Source organism: Blastococcus sp. CT_GayMR20 (genome assembly GCF_004570345.1).
Genome location: NZ_SPQM01000029.1, coordinates 1 through 15,428 on the forward strand (window position 1 = coordinate 1; position 15,428 = coordinate 15,428).

Sequence of the window (15,428 nt, forward strand, 5' to 3'; positions counted from 1 at the left end):
CCGCCGCCGCACGTCTATGCGGCCGCGGCGCTGGCGCTGCTGATCGAGGCGGAGCCGGCCGGTCCGGTGGTGGACCGGTGGGACGTGCCCGACGGATGGCGGCTCGGCGAGCCGGCGTGGACGGTCCGGCGCCTGCAGGCCACCGGTGGCGACGTCGTGGAGGTGCGGCTGCGCGGCCGGTCGCCGGCGGCGGAGGTGCGCGTCGGGGACGGCGAGCCGGTGGCGGCCCGGGCGACCCGGGACGGCGACCGCCTGACCGTGAGCCTCGACGGGCTGACCATGTCGTACTTCCTCCAGCACGAGGGCGGCACGGTCTGGCTGGCCGCCGACGGCCGGGTGACCGCACTGCGCGAGCAGGAGCGGCTCACCGCCCACGCCGAGGGGGCGACCGCCGGAGGGGTGGTCACCTCGCCGATGCCCGGCACGGTGACGGTGGTGCGCGCAGCAGTCGGCGACGAGGTCGAGGCGGGGACCCCGCTGCTCGTCGTCGAGGCGATGAAGATGGAGCACGTGCTGACCGCCCCCCTCGCGGGGACGGTCACCGAGCTCGGAGCGACAGCGGGCCAGACGGTCGCGCTGGACGAGCGGCTGGCCGTGGTGACCCCGTCGGCGACCGCTCCTGAGCAGACGGAGAACTGATGTTGGACTACCGGCTCGACGCCGAGACCGAGGCCCTGCGCAAGACCGTGCAGGAGTTCGCGCACGAGGTGATCGCCCCGCAGATCGGCGGGTTCTACGAGCGCGACGAGTTCCCGACCGCGATCGTGCGGCAGATGGGGGAGCTCGGCCTGTTCGGCCTGCCGTTCCCGGAGGAGTACGGCGGCGCCGGCGGGACGTACTTCGACCTGTGCGTCGTCCTCGAGGAACTGGCCCGCGTGGACAGCTCGATGGCCATCACGGTCGAGGCCGGAGTCTCCCTCGGGGCGATGCCGATCTTCCGTTTCGGCACCGAGGAACAGAAGCAGGAGTGGCTGCCGCGGCTGTGCTCGGGCGAGGCGCTCGGCGCGTTCGGGCTGACCGAGCCGGGCGGCGGCTCGGACGCCGGCGCGACGAAGACGACGGCCCGGCTCGAGGACGGGCACTGGGTCATCAACGGGTCGAAGGCCTTCATCACGAATGCCGGCACAGACCTGACCCGACTGGTCACCGTCACCGCGGTGACCGGCACGCGGCCGGACGGGCACAAGGAGATCTCGGCGATCATCGTCCCGTCGGGGACGCCGGGCTTCGCGGTCGGGCAGCGGTACTCGAAGGTCGGCTGGAACGCCTCGGACACCCGCGAGCTGTCGTTCACCGACGTCCGCGTGCCGGAGGAGAACCTGGTGGGGGAGCGGGGCCGCGGCTACGCGCAGTTCCTCTCGATCCTCGACGAGGGCCGGATCGCGATCTCGGCGCTGTCGGTCGGGCTGGCACAGGGCTGCGTCGACGAGTCGGTCAAGTACGCGGCGCAGCGGGAGGCGTTCGGGCAGCCGATCGGCCGCAACCAGGCGATCCAGTTCATGATCGCCGACATGGAGGTGCGGGCCTCCACCGCGCGGCTGGCGTACTACCGGGCCGCCGAGAAGATGCTGCGCGGCGAGCCGTTCAAGCGCGAGGCGTCGATCGCGAAGCTGTACAGCTCCGAGGTCGCCATGGACAACGCCCGCTACGCCACCCAGGTGCACGGTGGGTACGGCTTCATGAACGAGTTCCCGGTCGCGCGCTTCTACCGCGACGCGAAGATCCTGGAGATCGGCGAGGGCACCAGCGAGGTGCAGCGGATGCTGATCGCCCGCGACCTCGGCGTCGGCTGAGAAGGGACCCCCTGCCCCCCGCCACTCGCACGCTCGCGTCGGGACCCTGCAGGGGGCCGCTAGGTCAGGGGCGCGCGGTCCGAGACGGCGATGCTGAGCAGGACGACGCTGTCCTCGTCGGCGTGCAGGCTGTGCCGCCGGTCCGGGAGCGGGGCGAACTCGTGAGTCCCCAGGGCGAAGACCTCCTCGCCGGCGACCAGCCGGACGCGGCCGCGCAGGACGAGCAGGCTCGCGGGGCCGGGGCTCTCGTGCTCGCCCAGCGCCGCGCCACCGCGGAGGGCGACCACCGTCTGCCGCAGCCCGTCGACCGGGTGCGGCAGCGTCCGGGCGGCACGTCCCGAGCGTTCGGTGCCGGCCCGCTGCGTCAGCTCCTCCTCGAGCGCCTGCACGTCCACCACACCCGGGTCGGGGCTCATGGCCGCAGCCTAGGCACCTCGCTCAGGCGGTGACGTCGATCAGCACCTTGCCGACGGCGCCGTCCTGCACCGCCTGGTGAGCCTGCGCAGTCTGCTCCAGCGGGAACACGTGCAGCGGGAGTCCCGCCTCCCGGCCGACCCGGATCGCGCCGTCCAGGACGGCTGCATTGACGTCCTCGACGGCGATCTCCTTGGCCCTCGCCGGCTCGGTGTAGATCAGCACGAACTGCCAGCGGGCGTTCGCGGTCATCTGCAGCCGCACCGGCACCGTCACCTCGGCGCCGCCGTCGTCGGCGTACATCGCGACGGAGCCGTGCAGGGCGATCACCCGGGCATCGACCGCGGCGTTCACCGCAGCGGAGACCTCGACGATCGCGTCCACCCCCTGGGGCGCGATCTTGCCGACCTCGGTGACGACGTCCTGCTGCCGGTAGTTCACGACGTGGTCCGCGCCGGCGGCCGCGGCGAGCTGCGCCTTCGCCGGGCTGCTGACCGTGGCGATGACCGTCGCGTCGGCCCAGCGCGCGAGCTGGATGGCGGCGTTGCCGACCGCGCCGGCACCGCCCTGCACGAGGACGGTCCGTCCGTTCAGGGAGCCGGGTCCCATGCGGTCGGGCAGCGACTCGGCGACGGTCAGGCAGCGGTGCGCGGTCAGGAACGGGATGGGCAGCGCCGCGCCGAGCTCGAAGGACGCCTCGGGCCCCAGCAGCACGGTCTGCCGCGCGGGGACGACGGTGTACTCGGCTGCCGTGCCGAAGGGCCGCTGCCAGGCCGCCTCCCAGATCCAGACGCGCTCGCCCACCGGCACCGGGTCGACGCCCTGGCCGACGGCGTCGACGGTCCCGGCGCCGTCCTGGTTGGGGATCTGCCCGTCGGGTCCGGGCGGATTCCGGGTGCGCGACTTCCAGTCGGTCGGGTTGACCCCCGAGAAGGCGACGCGGACGCGGACCTCCCCGGGCCCCGGCTCCGGCACGGGGCGGTCGACCAGCTGCAGGACGTCGGGGCCGCCGGGCTCGCGGTAGGAGATGGCTCGCACCCGCTCGTTCTACCCCCGGCGATGAGAACCGGCAGGCGGGGAGTCATCCCGACGTGACCACCTCGCCCCAGCAGCTGGATCTGACGTTCACCGCGCCGATCGAGAAGGACGGCGCGTTCGCCACCTTCCTGACCGTTCCCGACTCCGCCGAGGTCCTGGGCACCCAACGGGCGGTGAAGGTGGGCGGCACGATCGACGGCCACGAGTTCGCCGCGACGCTCATGCCGTCCGGCGCCGGGCCGCACTGGCTGCCGCTGCGCGCGGCGATCTGCCGGGCCATCGGCAAGGGCCTGGCCGGGGACGAGGTGACCGTGCAGCTGCGGCAGCGGTTGTCCTGACCCCCGCTCAGCCGGCGGGAGCGTCGTCGTCGGTGGGCCACTCGAGCGCGGGCAGTCCGGCGAGCGCGAGCAGCTTGTCGACCGTCTCCTCGACGACCTCGTCCGTCGGCGGCGCGCCGTCCGCGGCGGCCATCAGCTCCTGCACCTCGGCCGGGTCGACGTCCGTCTCCTGCGCCTCGCGCGCCCACCGGGCGAAACCCTCGGCCTCGGCCCGGGTGTCGACGGGGTCGGCGCCGTCGGGCTCGTCGAAGTAGATCCTGGGTTCGTAGCCGAGGAAGAAGCGACCTCCCGAGGCGTCGGCGAGGCGGTAGTCGACCGTGGCGATGTCGCTGTCGTGCACGTCGAGCAGCAGGAACGGGACGGCGGTCGGGCCTCCGCGGCTCCACCGGCCGGCGCTGTACGCGAACTTCCCGAAGCGCCCCACGGAGGCAGGCTATCGACGCCGCGTCAGTACGCTGCGCCACCACCGAGGGAGGACACCGTGAGCGTCGAGTTCCTGGTGACCACGCTGGTCGTGGTCGCGACTCCGGGCACGGGTGTCCTCTACACGGTCGCGACCGGACTGGGCCGCGGTCGGCGGGCGAGCGTCGTCGCCGCCGTGGGCTGCACGCTGGGGATCGTGCCCCACATGGTTGCGGCGCTCACCGGCCTGGCGGCACTCCTGCACACCAGCGCCCTGGCGTTCCAGCTCCTCAAGTACGCGGGTGTGGGATACCTGATCTACATGGCGTGGAGCACGCTGCGGGACAGGGGCGCCCTTCCGGTCGAGGAGGAGGCAACGCAGCGCTCGGCCCGCCGGCTCGTCGTCTCCGGCGTCCTGGTGAACATCCTCAACCCCAAGCTGACGATCTTCTTCTTCGCGTTCCTGCCGCAGTTCGTCCCTGTCGATGAACCCGGCGTGCTGGGCCGGATGCTCCTGCTCAGCGCCGTGTTCATGTTCGCCACGCTCGTGGTCTTCGTCGGGTACGGACTCTGCGCCGCCGCCGTCCGCGACAAGGTCGTGTCCCGGCCCAGGGTGATGGACTGGATCAGGCGGGGTTTCGCCGGCGCGTTCGTGGCGCTCGGCGCGCGGCTGGCGCTGACCGACCGCTGAGCCGTCACCGCCAGGTGATCGTCTCGGGACGGCGGCCCAGCGCCCGCTCGACCTTCCGCGCCGCCTTATCGTCGGCGTTGACCAGCACCGGCCGGGGCGTGCCGGCGAAGAGGGGCAGGTCGGATGCGCTGTCGCTGTAGACCGCGGCCCACGGCGGGGGGTAGCCGCGCTCCTCGAGCAGCGACACCTTCGACTCCCCGAGCGCGTGCTGGGGCGGCATCGCCCTGGAGCCGATCACGTCGAGGTCGCCGAGGCCGATCGCGGCCAGGAAGCCGCGGGCGAGGGTCTCCTCGCAGCCGGTCGCGATCACGACGGTGTCGCCGTCCCGGCGGTGCCGGGCGACGGCGGCCATCGCCTCCGCGACCGCCGCCTCCGGCTTCCGCGTCAGGGCCTCGCCATAGGCCTCGGCCACCACCTCGACGTCGGACGCCGAGCGGCCACCCACCGCGATCCGGGTCATGATGCGCGCCCCCAGGGGGCGCAGCCGCGGGAAGGCGGCGAGGACGGCGAGCAGCGGCATCGCCAGCAGCAGCGGGATTCCGCGGGCCGGGGCCTTCCGGAGGCGGCCGTGGAGGAAGAGCGTGGAGGCGTCCCCGCCGAGCAGGACCCTGTCGAGGTCGAAGACCACCGTCGGCGCCATCCCGCCTACTTACCGGCGCAGGGGTCGGGCGGAAACCTCAGCCGTGCCCGAGCCCGGCCGCCCTGGCCCGCTCCTCGACGGTGGCGACGGCGGTCCGCAGGTCCTCGAGGTGGCGCTGCACCGCCGTCCGCACCGACAGCGCCTGCCGGCGCCAGGTGAGGTTGATGCAGCCCACGACCCGGCCGTCCACGCGGACCGGCATCGCGATGGACTCCCGTCCGTCGTCGGCCTCGGACCGGGGCCGGTCGTGGTCGCCGCCGAAGTCCGGTGCGCGCACGCTGTAGCCCCGGCGGCGGGTCGTCTCGACCATCCGCCGGACGGCGTCGTCGTCGTGGGCCAGCCGGAACGCGGGGTCCTTCTTCAGGCGCAGGCGGGCCAGCACGGCCTCGAGCTCCTGGTCCGGGCAGAACGCCAGGTAGGCCCGTCCGGACGCCGAACCGAGCATGTTCACCCGGAAGCCGTGCGGCCGCGGCGGCAGGGCGTCGAAGTAGGTGCGCGAGCTGTTGGTCTCGAGCGTCTCCATGTAGTCCAGTCGTGGCACCGAGAAGACCGAGGGCCACTGGAGGCGCTCGGACAGCTCGCCGAGCACCGGCGAGGCGATCTCGACCAGCCATTCGTCGTCGTCGGTCTCGACCCGCCGCTGCAGCGTGTGGCTCGGGAGGAAGGCGCCGTCGACCATCCGCTGCCAGACCAGTCCGTGCTGGTGCGCGGTGTACAGGATGCGGGTCAGCGTGGGCTTCGGGATGCCGGTGGCCAGGTGCAGGTCGTGCAGGCTGGCCGCGCGCACGTCCTGGAGGATCCGGAGGACGTCGAGCCCGCGCGCCAGGGACTCGATCGTCTTGACCCGGTAATCCCGCACACTGCCACCTGCCGCTTTTCACCCCGTGAAATCCGCCGCGAACAGTGTTGCTCGTCACACTCGCCCTGCGCCACTGTTCCCCATGGCCTCGTCGCTGGCGGACGGCACCGCGACCTCCGGGGCGGTGCGGGAGGGCGACCTGCTGTGGACCCCGTCCCCCGAGCGCGCGCGGCAGACCCGCCTGGCCGACTTCACCCGTTTCGCGGAGCAGCGCACCGGCCGGCCCTTCCCCGAGTACGCGGATCTGTGGGCCTGGTCGACCACCGAGCTCGAGGCCTTCTGGCAGGCGGTCTGGGACTACTTCGACGTGCGCTCGTCGGCCCCGCACACCGCCGTCCTGGCGGACCGCGCCATGCCTGGTGCCCGCTGGTTCCCCGGTGCCCGGCTGAACTTCGCCGAACACGTGCTCCGCCAGGAGCGGCCCGGTCAGCCGGCGCTGCTGGCGGTCGGCGAGGCGACGCCGCTGCGCGAGCTGCCGTGGGAGGAGTTCACCCGACAGGTCCGCGCCGTCGCCACCCACCTGCGCGAACAGGGCGTCCGACCGGGGGAGCGGGTCGTCGCCTACCTGCCGAACGTGCCGGAGGCGGTCGTCGCGATGGTGGCGACGGCGAGCGTGGGCGGCGTCTGGGCCAGCGTGTCGCCCGACTTCGGCTCCCGGGGGGCCCTGGACCGGCTGGGCCAGCTCGAGCCCGCCGTCCTGTTCACGGCCGACGGCTACCGCTACGGCGGCCGGGACTTCGACCGCCGCGGTGAGGCCGCCGAGCTCGTCGCCGGTCTGCCGAGCCTGCGGGAGGTCGTGCAGGTCCCGGTCCTGGGCCTCGAGGCGCCCGGGACACCGTGGGAGGACGTGCTGGCCGGGCCGTCGGTGCCGGCCGGGGAGTTCGTCTGCGAGCAGGTGCCCTTCGACCACCCGCTGTGGGTGCTGTTCTCCTCCGGCACGACGGGCCTGCCGAAGGCGATCGTGCACGGCCACGGCGGGATCCTGCTCGAGCAGTTCAAGCTGCAGGCGTTCCACCTCGACCTCCGCGAGGGAGACCGCGCGTTCTTCTTCACCACCACCGGCTGGATGATGTGGAACTTCTGCGTCAGCATGCTGCTGCTCGGCGTCGTCCCGGTGCTCTACGACGGCAATCCGAGCCACCCCGACGTCGACATCCTCTGGCGCACGGCGCAGGACAGCCGCGCCCGCCTGTTCGGTGCGAGTCCCACCTTCGTCGAGCTGATGCAGAAGGCCGGCGTCGTGCCGAGGGAACGCTTCGACCTCGCCGCGCTGGAGATCGTCATGCCGGCCGGGTCGCCGGTCTCGCCGGCGATCACGACATGGTTCTACGACGACGTCAAGGCCGACCTCTGGATCGCCACCGGGAGCGGCGGCACCGACTGCTGCACCGGCTTCGTCGGCGGCGTGCCGACGCTGCCGGTCCGCGCCGGGGAGATCCAGGCCCGCTCGCTCGGCGTCGCTGCCGAGGCCTGGGACGACGCAGGGCAGCCCGTCGTCGGCCAGGTGGGTGAACTGGTGATCACCCAGCCGATGCCGTCGATGCCCCTGTTCTTCTGGGGGGACGACGACGGCTCGCGGTACCGCGGCAGCTACTTCGAGACCTTCCCGGGCGTCTGGCGGCACGGGGACTTCTTCGAGCTCAACGAGCGCGGCGGCTGCTTCGTGCGCGGCCGGTCCGACGCCGTGCTGAACCGGCAGGGCGTGCGGATCGGCACGGCGGAGATCTACCGCGTCGTCGAGGACGACCCCGCCGTCCTCGGCGCACTGATCGTCAACCTCGACCTGCCCGGCGGCGGCTTCTTCATGCCGCTGTTCGTCTCCCTCGCCCCGGGCGCGGTGCTGGACGAGGAGCTGACGGCGCGACTGCGCCGCAGGCTCCGGGAGGAGTACACGCCGCGGCACGTGCCCGACCGGATCGTCGCCGTCGGCAGCATCCCGCTGACCCGGAGCGGAAAGAAGATGGAGATCCCGGTCCGCCGGCTCCTGCTCGGCGCCGACCCCGCGGCCGTCGCCGATCCCAACGCCATGGCAGACCCCGCGGCGCTGGCCGACTTCGTCGAGTACGCCCGCACGCAGTCCGACTACACCCTCTGAGCTCCACCTCACCGTCGAGGAGAACCATGACCGACCGCTCGTTCCCCCTGCCGTCCCAGATCGAGCCCGTCCCCGGCGCCGAGGACTGGGAGGCGATGTACCCGTACTTCTCCCGCTTCCAGCCCGAGGACGACCAGCGCTTCTGGTTCTACAACTCGATGCACTTCCCGGAGGTCATCCCGGCCTTCGACGGCGTCACCTCCGAGATCCCCTACACCGCGATCGGCGCCAACACCGCGCGGCTGTTCTCGTTCCCGACGACCATGGGCATCGAGTACCGCATCCTCAACGGGCGGGTCTACATCACCGCCAACCCGGTGCTCGACGAGGCGGAGCAGGGGAAGCGGTTCGCGGCCTTCCAGGAGCGGGCCGGTCACTACTACGGGAACTGGGACCGGATCTACGGCGAGTGGCAGCAGCGCATCGAGGCGCTCATCGCCGACATCGAGGCCGTCGAGGTGCCCGAGCTCGGTGAGCTCGATCCCCTCGAGGTGGTCACCGGCGGGCGCGGGATCGCCTCCAACCACTACGTCCGCGAGAACTTCCACCGCTGCATCGACCTCTACTCGAAGATGTGGCACCACCACACCGAGCTCCTGATGCTCGGCTACGGCGCGTACGTCGTCTTCTTCGAGTTCTGCAAGCAGGCCTTCCCGGAGATGGGCGACCAGATGGTGGCCCGGATGGTCGCCGGCATGGACGTGACCATGTACCGGCCGGACGACGAGTTGAAGAAGCTCGCGGCGCTGGCCGTCGAGCTCGACCTCGCCGACCTGTTCGTCGAGGGCGCCGACCCGACCAAGGTGCTCTCCTCGCTCGGCGAGCGCGGTGCCGCCGGCGCCCGCTGGCTGGCCGCGCTCGAGGCGGCCAAGGACCCGTGGTTCAACGTCTCGGTCGGCGACGGCTTCTACCACCACCACCTGTCCTGGGCCGACGACCTGACCGTGCCCTTCGCGGCGCTGCCGCGCTACGTCGAGCAGATCGCGGCCGGCGAGGACCTCACCCGCCCGACCGAACGGCTGGCCGAGGAGCGCGACCGCATCGCCACCGAGTACCGGGGGCTGCTCGACACCGAGGACGAGCGGGCCGCGTTCGACCAGATGCTCGGCGTCTGCCGGATGGTCTTCCCCTACATCGAGTCGCACAAGTTCTACTGCGAGCACTGGTTCACCACCCGGTTCTTCCAGAAGATCCGCGCGTTCGGGGCGCTGCTGGCCGAGCGCGGCGTCCTGCTCGAGGCCGACGACGTCTTCCACCTGCGACACGTGGAGGTCGAGGACGCACTCGCCGACGTGATGCTGGCCTGGGCCTCTGGTGGCACCGAGCTCGGCGCCCGGCACTGGCAGCCGATCGTCGCCGAGCGCAAGCGGATCGTGGAGGCGCTGTCGGGCTGGTCGCCGCCGCCCGCGCTGGGCGCGGTCCCCGAGGCCCTCAACGACCCCGCGGTGAAGATGCTCTGGGGCATCACGCAGGAGACGATCGAGACGTGGCTCGGCGGTGAGGACGACGACGAGTCCACCGTGCGCGGCTACGCGGCCTCCCCCGGGGTGGTCGAGGGTGTGGCGCGGGTGCTGCTCAACGTCAACGACATCGGCCAGATCCGCGAGGGCGAGGTCCTGGTCTGCCCGGTCACCGCGCCCAGCTGGGGGCCGGTGTTCGGCAAGATCGCCGCGGCCGTCTCCGACATCGGCGGAACCATGTCGCACGCGGCGATCGTGGCCCGCGAGTACGGCATGCCGGCCGTCGTCGGCACCGGCATGGCCACCGCCCGGATCAAGACCGGTGACCGGGTCCGTGTCGACGGCGACCGCGGCGTCGTCACCGTGCTGAGCTGATGGGAACGCTCATGGCCACCCGCTCGGTCCTGCACTTCCGCGACGTCGGCCTGGGCGACGTCGCGACCGTCGGCGGGAAGGGAGCCAGCCTCGGCGAGCTCATGCGCGCCGGCATCCGCGTGCCGACGGGCTTCGCGGTGACGACGGCGGCCTTCCGGCAGACCGTCGAGCACCTGACCGTCGACGGCGAGCCGATCCCGGCCCGGGTGGCCGCGCTCGATCCGGCGGACGCCGACGGGCTGGCCGCCGCGACGGCGGAGATCCGGGCGGTCCTGGAGTCCGCGCCGCCGCCGGACGAGGTCGCGGAGGCCGTCGCGGCGGCGTATGCCGCGCTGTGCGACGAGTGCGGCGACCGCACCCTGCCGGTCGCCGTCCGCTCGAGCGCCACCAGCGAGGACAGCGCGGAGGCCAGCTTCGCCGGGCTCCAGGACACCTACCTGTGGGTGCGCGGCGCCGACTCGGTGCTGGAGCACGTGCGCCGGTGCTGGGCGAGCCTCTACAGCGTCGAGTCGGTGACCTACCGGCTGCGTCGCGGCATCCCGGAGACCGATCTCGGGATGGCCGTCGTCGTCCAGCGGATGGTGGGCGCCCGCAGCTCGGGGGTCATGTTCACCCGCAGCCCGTCGAGCGGTGACAAGTCCGTGGTCGCGATCGACGCCAGCTGGGGCCTGGGCTCGGCCGTCGTCAGCGGCGACGTCACGCCGGACTCGTTCGTGGTCAGCAAGGTGACCGGCGAGATCAAGCGGACCGTGGCGACGAAGACCCGCTGGCACCGGCCGGACCCGTCCGGCCACGGCGTGGTGGAGACGGACGTGCCGGGGGAGTTGCGGGACCAGCCCTCGATTTCCGACGAGGAGATCGCCGAGCTCGTCGCGGTCGCCCGGCAGGTCGAGTCGCACTACGGCTGCCCGCAGGACATCGAGTGGGCGGTTGCGGAGACCGCACCGGCCGGCGAGAACGTCTTCCTGCTGCAGAGCCGGCCGGAGACGGTCTGGGGGGAGAAGGAGGCAGCCGACAGGGACAAGGCCCGCACGGCCGCCCCGGCCGCGCGCCCGTTCGACCACGTGTTCAACCTGCTGGGTGGCAAGCGCCCGGGCGTCTCCGGGAGCTGAGCGGGATGGAGCTGACCCCCGACGACGTCCGCGACGTCCTGCGGGTCCTCGACTCCAGCGGCCTGGCCGAGCTGCACCTGGAGCTCGCGGACCTGACCCTCACCGTCCGCCGGGAGGGCGCCGCCGGATGGACCGCCGAGCAGCAGGTGCGGCGGGCGCCGCACGTGGAGCAGGCGGCGGCGCCTGCGGTGGCCGGGGAGGCTCCTGCTGCGGTCGCCGAGGTCGGCGAGGGGCTCGTCGCGGTGCACCCGCCCCTGCTCGGCACGTTCTACCGGGCGCCGCAGCCCGGTGCTCCGCCGTTCGTGGACGTCGGGGACCGGGTGGACGCCGAGACCGTCGTCGGGATCGTCGAGACCATGAAGATGATGACGCCCGTGCACGCAGGCGTCCGGGGCACCGTGGTGGAGTTCCGCCTCGGCAACGGCGAGTTCGCCGAGGCCGATGCGGTGCTGCTGGTCGTGGAGCCGGTCGGGGGTGGTGGGGCGGGTGGCTAGCAGGGTGCGGCGCATCCGGCGGCTGCTGATCGCCAACCGGGGCGAGATCGCCGCCCGGATCATCCGCACGTGCACGCGGCTGGGTGTCGAGTCGGTGCTGGCCGCCTCCGACGCCGACCTCGACTCGCTGCCCGCGCGACTGGCCGACCGGGTCGTCCGGCTCGGCCCGGCCGCCGCGGCGCAGAGCTACCTCGATCCGGCCGCCGTCGTGCGGGCGGCGCAGGCCGTGGACGCCGACGCCGTGCACCCCGGGTACGGCTTCCTCTCGGAGAACCCGTCGCTGGCGCGCGCGTGCGCCGCGGCGGGGATCGTCTTCGTGGGCCCGTCGCCGGAGTCGCTGGAGGCGGTGGGGGACAAGCTGACCGCCCGGTCGCACGCCCTGGCCGCCGGGCTGCCCGTCGTCCCCGGCGGCGAGGCGGCGGACCTCGCGCAGGCGCGGGCGGTGGCGGGCGAGGTCGGGTATCCACTGCTGGTGAAGGCCGTCGGCGGCGGTGGCGGCCGCGGCATGAAGCTGGTGCACGGGCCCGACGACCTCGCCCACACCCTCGACCTGGCCGTCTCCGAGGCCGCCGCCGCGTTCGGCGACCCCCGGGTCTACCTGGAGCGCTTCGTGTCGTCAGGTCGACATGTCGAGGTGCAGGTGCTGGGCGACGGCTCGCAGGCAGTCGCGCTCGGGGACCGCGACTGCTCCGTCCAGCGCCGGTACCAGAAGCTGTTCGAGGAGGCGCCGGCGCCGCTGCTGCCCGACCCGCTGCGTGCCGACATGGCCGCCGCGGCCCTCGCCCTCGCGGAGCACCTGCACTACCGCGGGCTGGGCACCGTCGAACTGCTGGTCGACCGCGAGCGGGGCACCTTCTACTTCCTGGAGATGAACGCCCGCATCCAGGTCGAGCACCCGGTCACCGAGCTGGTCACCGGCCTCGACCTGGTGGCCGAGCAGCTCGCCGTCGCCGAGGGGCTGCCGCTGCGGATACGGCAGGAGCACGTCGTCCTCACGGGGCACGCGGTGGAGTGCCGGATCAACGCCGAGGACTGGGCGCACGGCTTCCGGCCGTCCCCGGGCCGGATCGACCGCGTCGTCCTGCCGGTGGGCGAGGGCCTGCGCGTGGACACCCACGTGCAGGGCGGCTCCGTCGTCCCGCCCTACTACGACTCGCTGCTGGCGAAGCTGATCGTGCACGGCCGCGACCGGGACGACGCCCTGGCCCGCGCCCGCGCCGCTCTCGAGCTGCTGCGCATCGACGGGGTGACGACGACCGTGCCGGTGCACCAGGCGCTGCTGGCCGATCCGGAGTTCGCCGCCGGGGGAGTGGACACCGCGTTCTTCGAGCGGTTCCTCGAGGGCCGTCTCGTGGGGGTCTCCTGATGGACGTCGGACTGGTCGACGTCTCGCTGCGCGACGGCAACCAGAGCCTGTGGGGTGCCACCGGCCTGCGGACGGCGCACGTCGCGCAGGTCGCCCCGCTGCTGGAGCGCGTCGGCTTCCGCGCGCTGGACTACAGCTCGAGCACCGCGATGGGCGTCGCCGTCCGGAACCACCGCGAGGACCCGTGGGAACGGCTGCGGCTGACCCGGGCCGTGATGCCGACGACGAAGCTGCAGTTCATCGGCACCGGCTTCCGGTTCATCAGCTGGCAGAACTCCCACCCGGACACGATGCAGCTGGTCTACGACCGGCTGGTCGACAACGGCATCGACCGCGTCGTCGTCCTGGACCCCATGCACGACATGGACGCCGCCCGCGAGACCGCCCGGCGGCTGAAGCAGGCCGGCGTCGAGGAGGTCATCGGCGCGATGACCTTCACGATCAGCGTGGTGCACGACGACCCGTTCTACGCCGACCTCGCCCGGCAGATGGCGGAGTGGCCGCACTTCGACCGGGCCTACGTGAAGGACCCCGCGGGCATCCTCACCGCCGAGCGGGCCCGGACGCTGCTGCCGGCCATCGTCGCGCAGCTGGGCGGGAAGCCCCTGGAGCTCCACTCGCACGCGACCATCGGGCTCTCGCCCCTCACCTACTGCATCGCACCCGAACTGGGCGTCGAGGTCGTGCAGGTCGGCAGCGGTGCCCTGGGGAACGGCTCGTCGCTGCCGGAGGCGCGGCGGACGGTGGCCAACCTGCGGGAGATGGGGCACCGCGTCGACGTCGACGACCGCGCACTGGGCCTGGTCTGCGACTTCTTCGACGGGCTGGCAGCGGCCGACGAGCTGCCGGTGGGCCGGCCGCAGGACTTCGACGCCGCCTTCCTGCACCACCAGATCGCCGGCGGGGTCATGACGACCACCCGCCGGCAGCTGCAGGAGATCGGGATGGAGCACCGGTTCGACGCGCTGGTCGAGGAGGTCGGCGTCGTCCGGGCGGAGATGGGCCACCCGATCATGGTCACGCCGTTCCCGCAGATGGTGGTCTCGCAGGCGCTGTTCAACGTGATCGGCGAGCGGTACGCCACCGTGCCCGACCAGGTCATCCGGTACGTCCTGGGCAGCTTCGGCCGCCCCACCGCCCCGATCGACCCGACCGTGAAGGACCGCATCCTCGACCGGCCGCGGGCGCGGGAACTGGCCGCCGAACCGCCTCCGCCGTCGCCGGCCGAGCTGCGCACGCGGTTCCCGAGGGGGATCAGCGACGAGGAACTGCTGTTGCGGGCGCACATGCCGGAGGAGCAGGTCGACGCCATGCTGGCTGCCGGTCCCGCGCCGCGGCACTTCAACCCTGCGCTCGCCCCCGTGCTGACGCTGCTCGGGGAGCTGGGCTCCCGGCGCTCCGTGCACGACCTCGCCGTCACCAAGGCGGATCTGAGGATCACCGTCCGCCGCGCCGCCGAAGGGACCTCCGTTGCCTGACCCCGCCGTCGTCGACCGGCTGCATCGAGTGCGCGGATTCGTCCTCGACATGGACGGGACGCTGGTGCTGGGCGATCGCAACAACCAGGGGCTGAGACCGCTGCCGGGTGCGCTGGACCTCGTGCAGACGCTGCACGAGCGCTCGATCGCGTTCTGCGTCTTCACCAACGGCACGGTGAAGACGCCGGCACAGTGCGCGGACGCCCTGCAGCAGCTGGGCCTGCCGGTCCTCACCGACGACGCGCTGACGCCGGCGTCCAGCGCGGTGGACGTCTTCCTCGAGCGCGGTCACCGGCGGGTGATGGTCCTGGGCGGCAGGGGGATCACCGAGCCCCTCGAGGCGGCGGGCATCGAGACGCTGCCGCCGGTCCGCGGCGTCCGGTGCGACGCGGTGATGGCCGGCTGGTACCGGCAGGAGCTGACCTTCGAGGCACTGGAGGCCGCGGTGTTCGCGGTCCTCGACGGGGCGCAGTTCTACAGCGCCTCGCAGTCGCTGTTCTTCGCGACCGCGGAGGGGAGGTCGCTGGGCACGTCGCGGGCGATCAGCGCCGTCGTCCGCGACATCACCGGGTGCGAGGTGACCGTCGTCGGCAAGCCGTCGCTGAGCGCGCTGCAGACAGCGGGACGGCGGCTGGGAGTGCCGTCCGCGGAGCTGGCGGTGGTCGGCGACGACCCCGAGCTCGAGGTACCGATGGCGCACGCGGGCGGCGCGTTCGCCGTGGCCGTGCACACCGGCATCGGGCACGCGGAGTCCTACACCGACCTGCCGGCCGAGGTGCGCCCGCACCTGGACCTGCCCGACGTGGGCGAGCTGGCCCGGCTGCTCCGGAGCTGAAATCCCGGGCGTGGACCGGTCGCCTTGCGGGCACTACC

16 protein-coding genes are annotated in these 15,428 nt (G+C 72.9%); 11 read left to right on the forward strand and 5 right to left on the reverse strand.

Annotated features, from left to right (window positions below; genetic code table 11):
• A partial coding sequence (locus tag E4P40_RS09355) for a biotin/lipoyl-containing protein (RefSeq protein ID WP_348519640.1) occupies positions 1-639 on the forward strand: 639 nt, incomplete at its 5' end.
• Positions 639-1,793 (forward strand): acyl-CoA dehydrogenase family protein, encoded by a 1,155-nt coding sequence (locus E4P40_RS09360; protein WP_135158405.1) that lies wholly within the window; start codon positions 639-641, stop codon positions 1,791-1,793. The genes E4P40_RS09355 and E4P40_RS09360, both read left to right, overlap by 1 nt.
• Positions 1,794-1,852: 59 nt before the next feature.
• Here E4P40_RS09360 and E4P40_RS09365 read toward each other — a convergent pair whose 3' ends face one another.
• Both E4P40_RS09365 and E4P40_RS09370 read right to left on the reverse strand, forming a co-directional pair.
• Positions 1,853-2,209: a LuxR family transcriptional regulator gene (locus tag E4P40_RS09365; RefSeq protein ID WP_135158406.1), complete on the reverse strand. Its 357-nt coding sequence runs from the start codon at positions 2,207-2,209 to the stop codon at positions 1,853-1,855.
• 22 nt (positions 2,210-2,231) lie between these two features.
• Complete coding sequence (locus tag E4P40_RS09370; RefSeq protein WP_135158407.1) at positions 2,232-3,245, reverse strand: NADPH:quinone reductase; 1,014 nt, start codon at positions 3,243-3,245, stop codon at positions 2,232-2,234.
• Positions 3,246-3,298: 53 nt separating this feature from the next.
• Between E4P40_RS09370 and E4P40_RS09375 the strand changes: the two genes are divergently transcribed.
• Positions 3,299-3,583 carry a DUF1905 domain-containing protein gene (locus tag E4P40_RS09375; protein ID WP_135158408.1) on the forward strand — a complete coding sequence of 95 codons (285 nt, stop codon included), beginning with the start codon at positions 3,299-3,301 and terminating at the stop codon, positions 3,581-3,583.
• A gap of 7 nt (positions 3,584-3,590) precedes the next feature.
• Here the strand turns inward: E4P40_RS09375 and E4P40_RS09380 are convergent, their stop codons facing one another.
• Complete coding sequence (locus E4P40_RS09380) at positions 3,591-4,007, reverse strand: hypothetical protein (RefSeq protein WP_135158409.1); 417 nt, start codon at positions 4,005-4,007, stop codon at positions 3,591-3,593.
• A 57-nt stretch (positions 4,008-4,064) separates the two neighbouring features.
• Between E4P40_RS09380 and E4P40_RS09385 the strand changes: the two genes are divergently transcribed.
• Positions 4,065-4,676, forward strand: a complete 612-nt coding sequence (locus E4P40_RS09385; protein WP_135158410.1) for a LysE family translocator — start codon at positions 4,065-4,067, stop codon at positions 4,674-4,676.
• 4 nt (positions 4,677-4,680) lie between these two features.
• On the opposite strand, the gene E4P40_RS09390 is transcribed toward E4P40_RS09385, so the two are convergent.
• Together E4P40_RS09390 and E4P40_RS09395 are read right to left on the reverse strand one after the other, a co-directional pair.
• A complete protein-coding gene (locus E4P40_RS09390; protein WP_135158411.1) occupies positions 4,681-5,316 on the reverse strand; it encodes an HAD family hydrolase in 636 nt (211 codons plus the stop codon).
• 37 nt (positions 5,317-5,353) lie between these two features.
• A complete protein-coding gene (locus E4P40_RS09395) occupies positions 5,354-6,175 on the reverse strand; it encodes a helix-turn-helix domain-containing protein (RefSeq protein WP_135158412.1) in 822 nt (273 codons plus the stop codon).
• An 82-nt stretch (positions 6,176-6,257) separates the two neighbouring features.
• On the opposite strand from E4P40_RS09395, the gene E4P40_RS09400 reads away from it, so the two are divergent.
• From E4P40_RS09400 to E4P40_RS09430, 7 genes are read left to right on the forward strand one after another with little or no spacing between them, the layout of a single operon-like run.
• Complete coding sequence (locus E4P40_RS09400) at positions 6,258-8,270, forward strand: acetoacetate--CoA ligase (RefSeq protein WP_135158413.1); 2,013 nt, start codon at positions 6,258-6,260, stop codon at positions 8,268-8,270.
• Between the two features lie 26 nt (positions 8,271-8,296).
• Positions 8,297-10,105 carry a PEP-utilizing enzyme gene (locus E4P40_RS09405; protein ID WP_135158414.1) on the forward strand — a complete coding sequence of 603 codons (1,809 nt, stop codon included), beginning with the start codon at positions 8,297-8,299 and terminating at the stop codon, positions 10,103-10,105.
• Between the two features lie 11 nt (positions 10,106-10,116).
• Entirely contained in the window at positions 10,117-11,217 is a 1,101-nt protein-coding gene (locus tag E4P40_RS09410; RefSeq protein WP_245160229.1) for a PEP/pyruvate-binding domain-containing protein, read from the forward strand.
• Positions 11,218-11,222: 5 nt separating this feature from the next.
• Positions 11,223-11,711 (forward strand): biotin/lipoyl-containing protein, encoded by a 489-nt coding sequence (locus E4P40_RS09415; protein WP_209305240.1) that lies wholly within the window; start codon positions 11,223-11,225, stop codon positions 11,709-11,711.
• Positions 11,704-13,077, forward strand: a complete 1,374-nt coding sequence (locus E4P40_RS09420) for a biotin carboxylase N-terminal domain-containing protein (protein WP_245160230.1) — start codon at positions 11,704-11,706, stop codon at positions 13,075-13,077. The genes E4P40_RS09415 and E4P40_RS09420 overlap by 8 nt, the downstream gene beginning before the upstream one ends.
• Positions 13,077-14,555, forward strand: a complete 1,479-nt coding sequence (locus E4P40_RS09425) for a biotin carboxyl carrier protein (RefSeq protein ID WP_245160231.1) — start codon at positions 13,077-13,079, stop codon at positions 14,553-14,555. Before E4P40_RS09420 ends, E4P40_RS09425 begins: the two co-directional genes overlap by 1 nt.
• A complete protein-coding gene (locus E4P40_RS09430; RefSeq protein ID WP_135158417.1) occupies positions 14,548-15,390 on the forward strand; it encodes an HAD hydrolase-like protein in 843 nt (280 codons plus the stop codon). Before E4P40_RS09425 ends, E4P40_RS09430 begins: the two co-directional genes overlap by 8 nt.
• Positions 15,391-15,428: the final 38 nt, after the last annotated feature.

Excerpts from the sequence above, each read along its gene's own strand:
- E4P40_RS09390 (WP_135158411.1), bottom strand. The coding sequence starts at position 5,316 with ATGGCGCCGACGGTGGTCTTCGACCTCGACAGGGTCCTGCTCGGCGGG.
- E4P40_RS09365 (WP_135158406.1), bottom strand. The coding sequence starts at position 2,209 with ATGAGCCCCGACCCGGGTGTGGTGGACGTGCAGGCGCTCGAGGAGGAG.
- E4P40_RS09415 (WP_209305240.1), top strand. The coding sequence starts at position 11,223 with ATGGAGCTGACCCCCGACGACGTCCGCGACGTCCTGCGGGTCCTCGAC.
- E4P40_RS09400 (WP_135158413.1), top strand. The coding sequence starts at position 6,258 with ATGGCCTCGTCGCTGGCGGACGGCACCGCGACCTCCGGGGCGGTGCGG.
- E4P40_RS09410 (WP_245160229.1), top strand. The coding sequence starts at position 10,117 with ATGGCCACCCGCTCGGTCCTGCACTTCCGCGACGTCGGCCTGGGCGAC.
- E4P40_RS09405 (WP_135158414.1), top strand. The coding sequence starts at position 8,297 with ATGACCGACCGCTCGTTCCCCCTGCCGTCCCAGATCGAGCCCGTCCCC.
- E4P40_RS09425 (WP_245160231.1), top strand. The coding sequence starts at position 13,077 with ATGGACGTCGGACTGGTCGACGTCTCGCTGCGCGACGGCAACCAGAGC.
- E4P40_RS09360 (WP_135158405.1), top strand. The coding sequence starts at position 639 with ATGTTGGACTACCGGCTCGACGCCGAGACCGAGGCCCTGCGCAAGACC.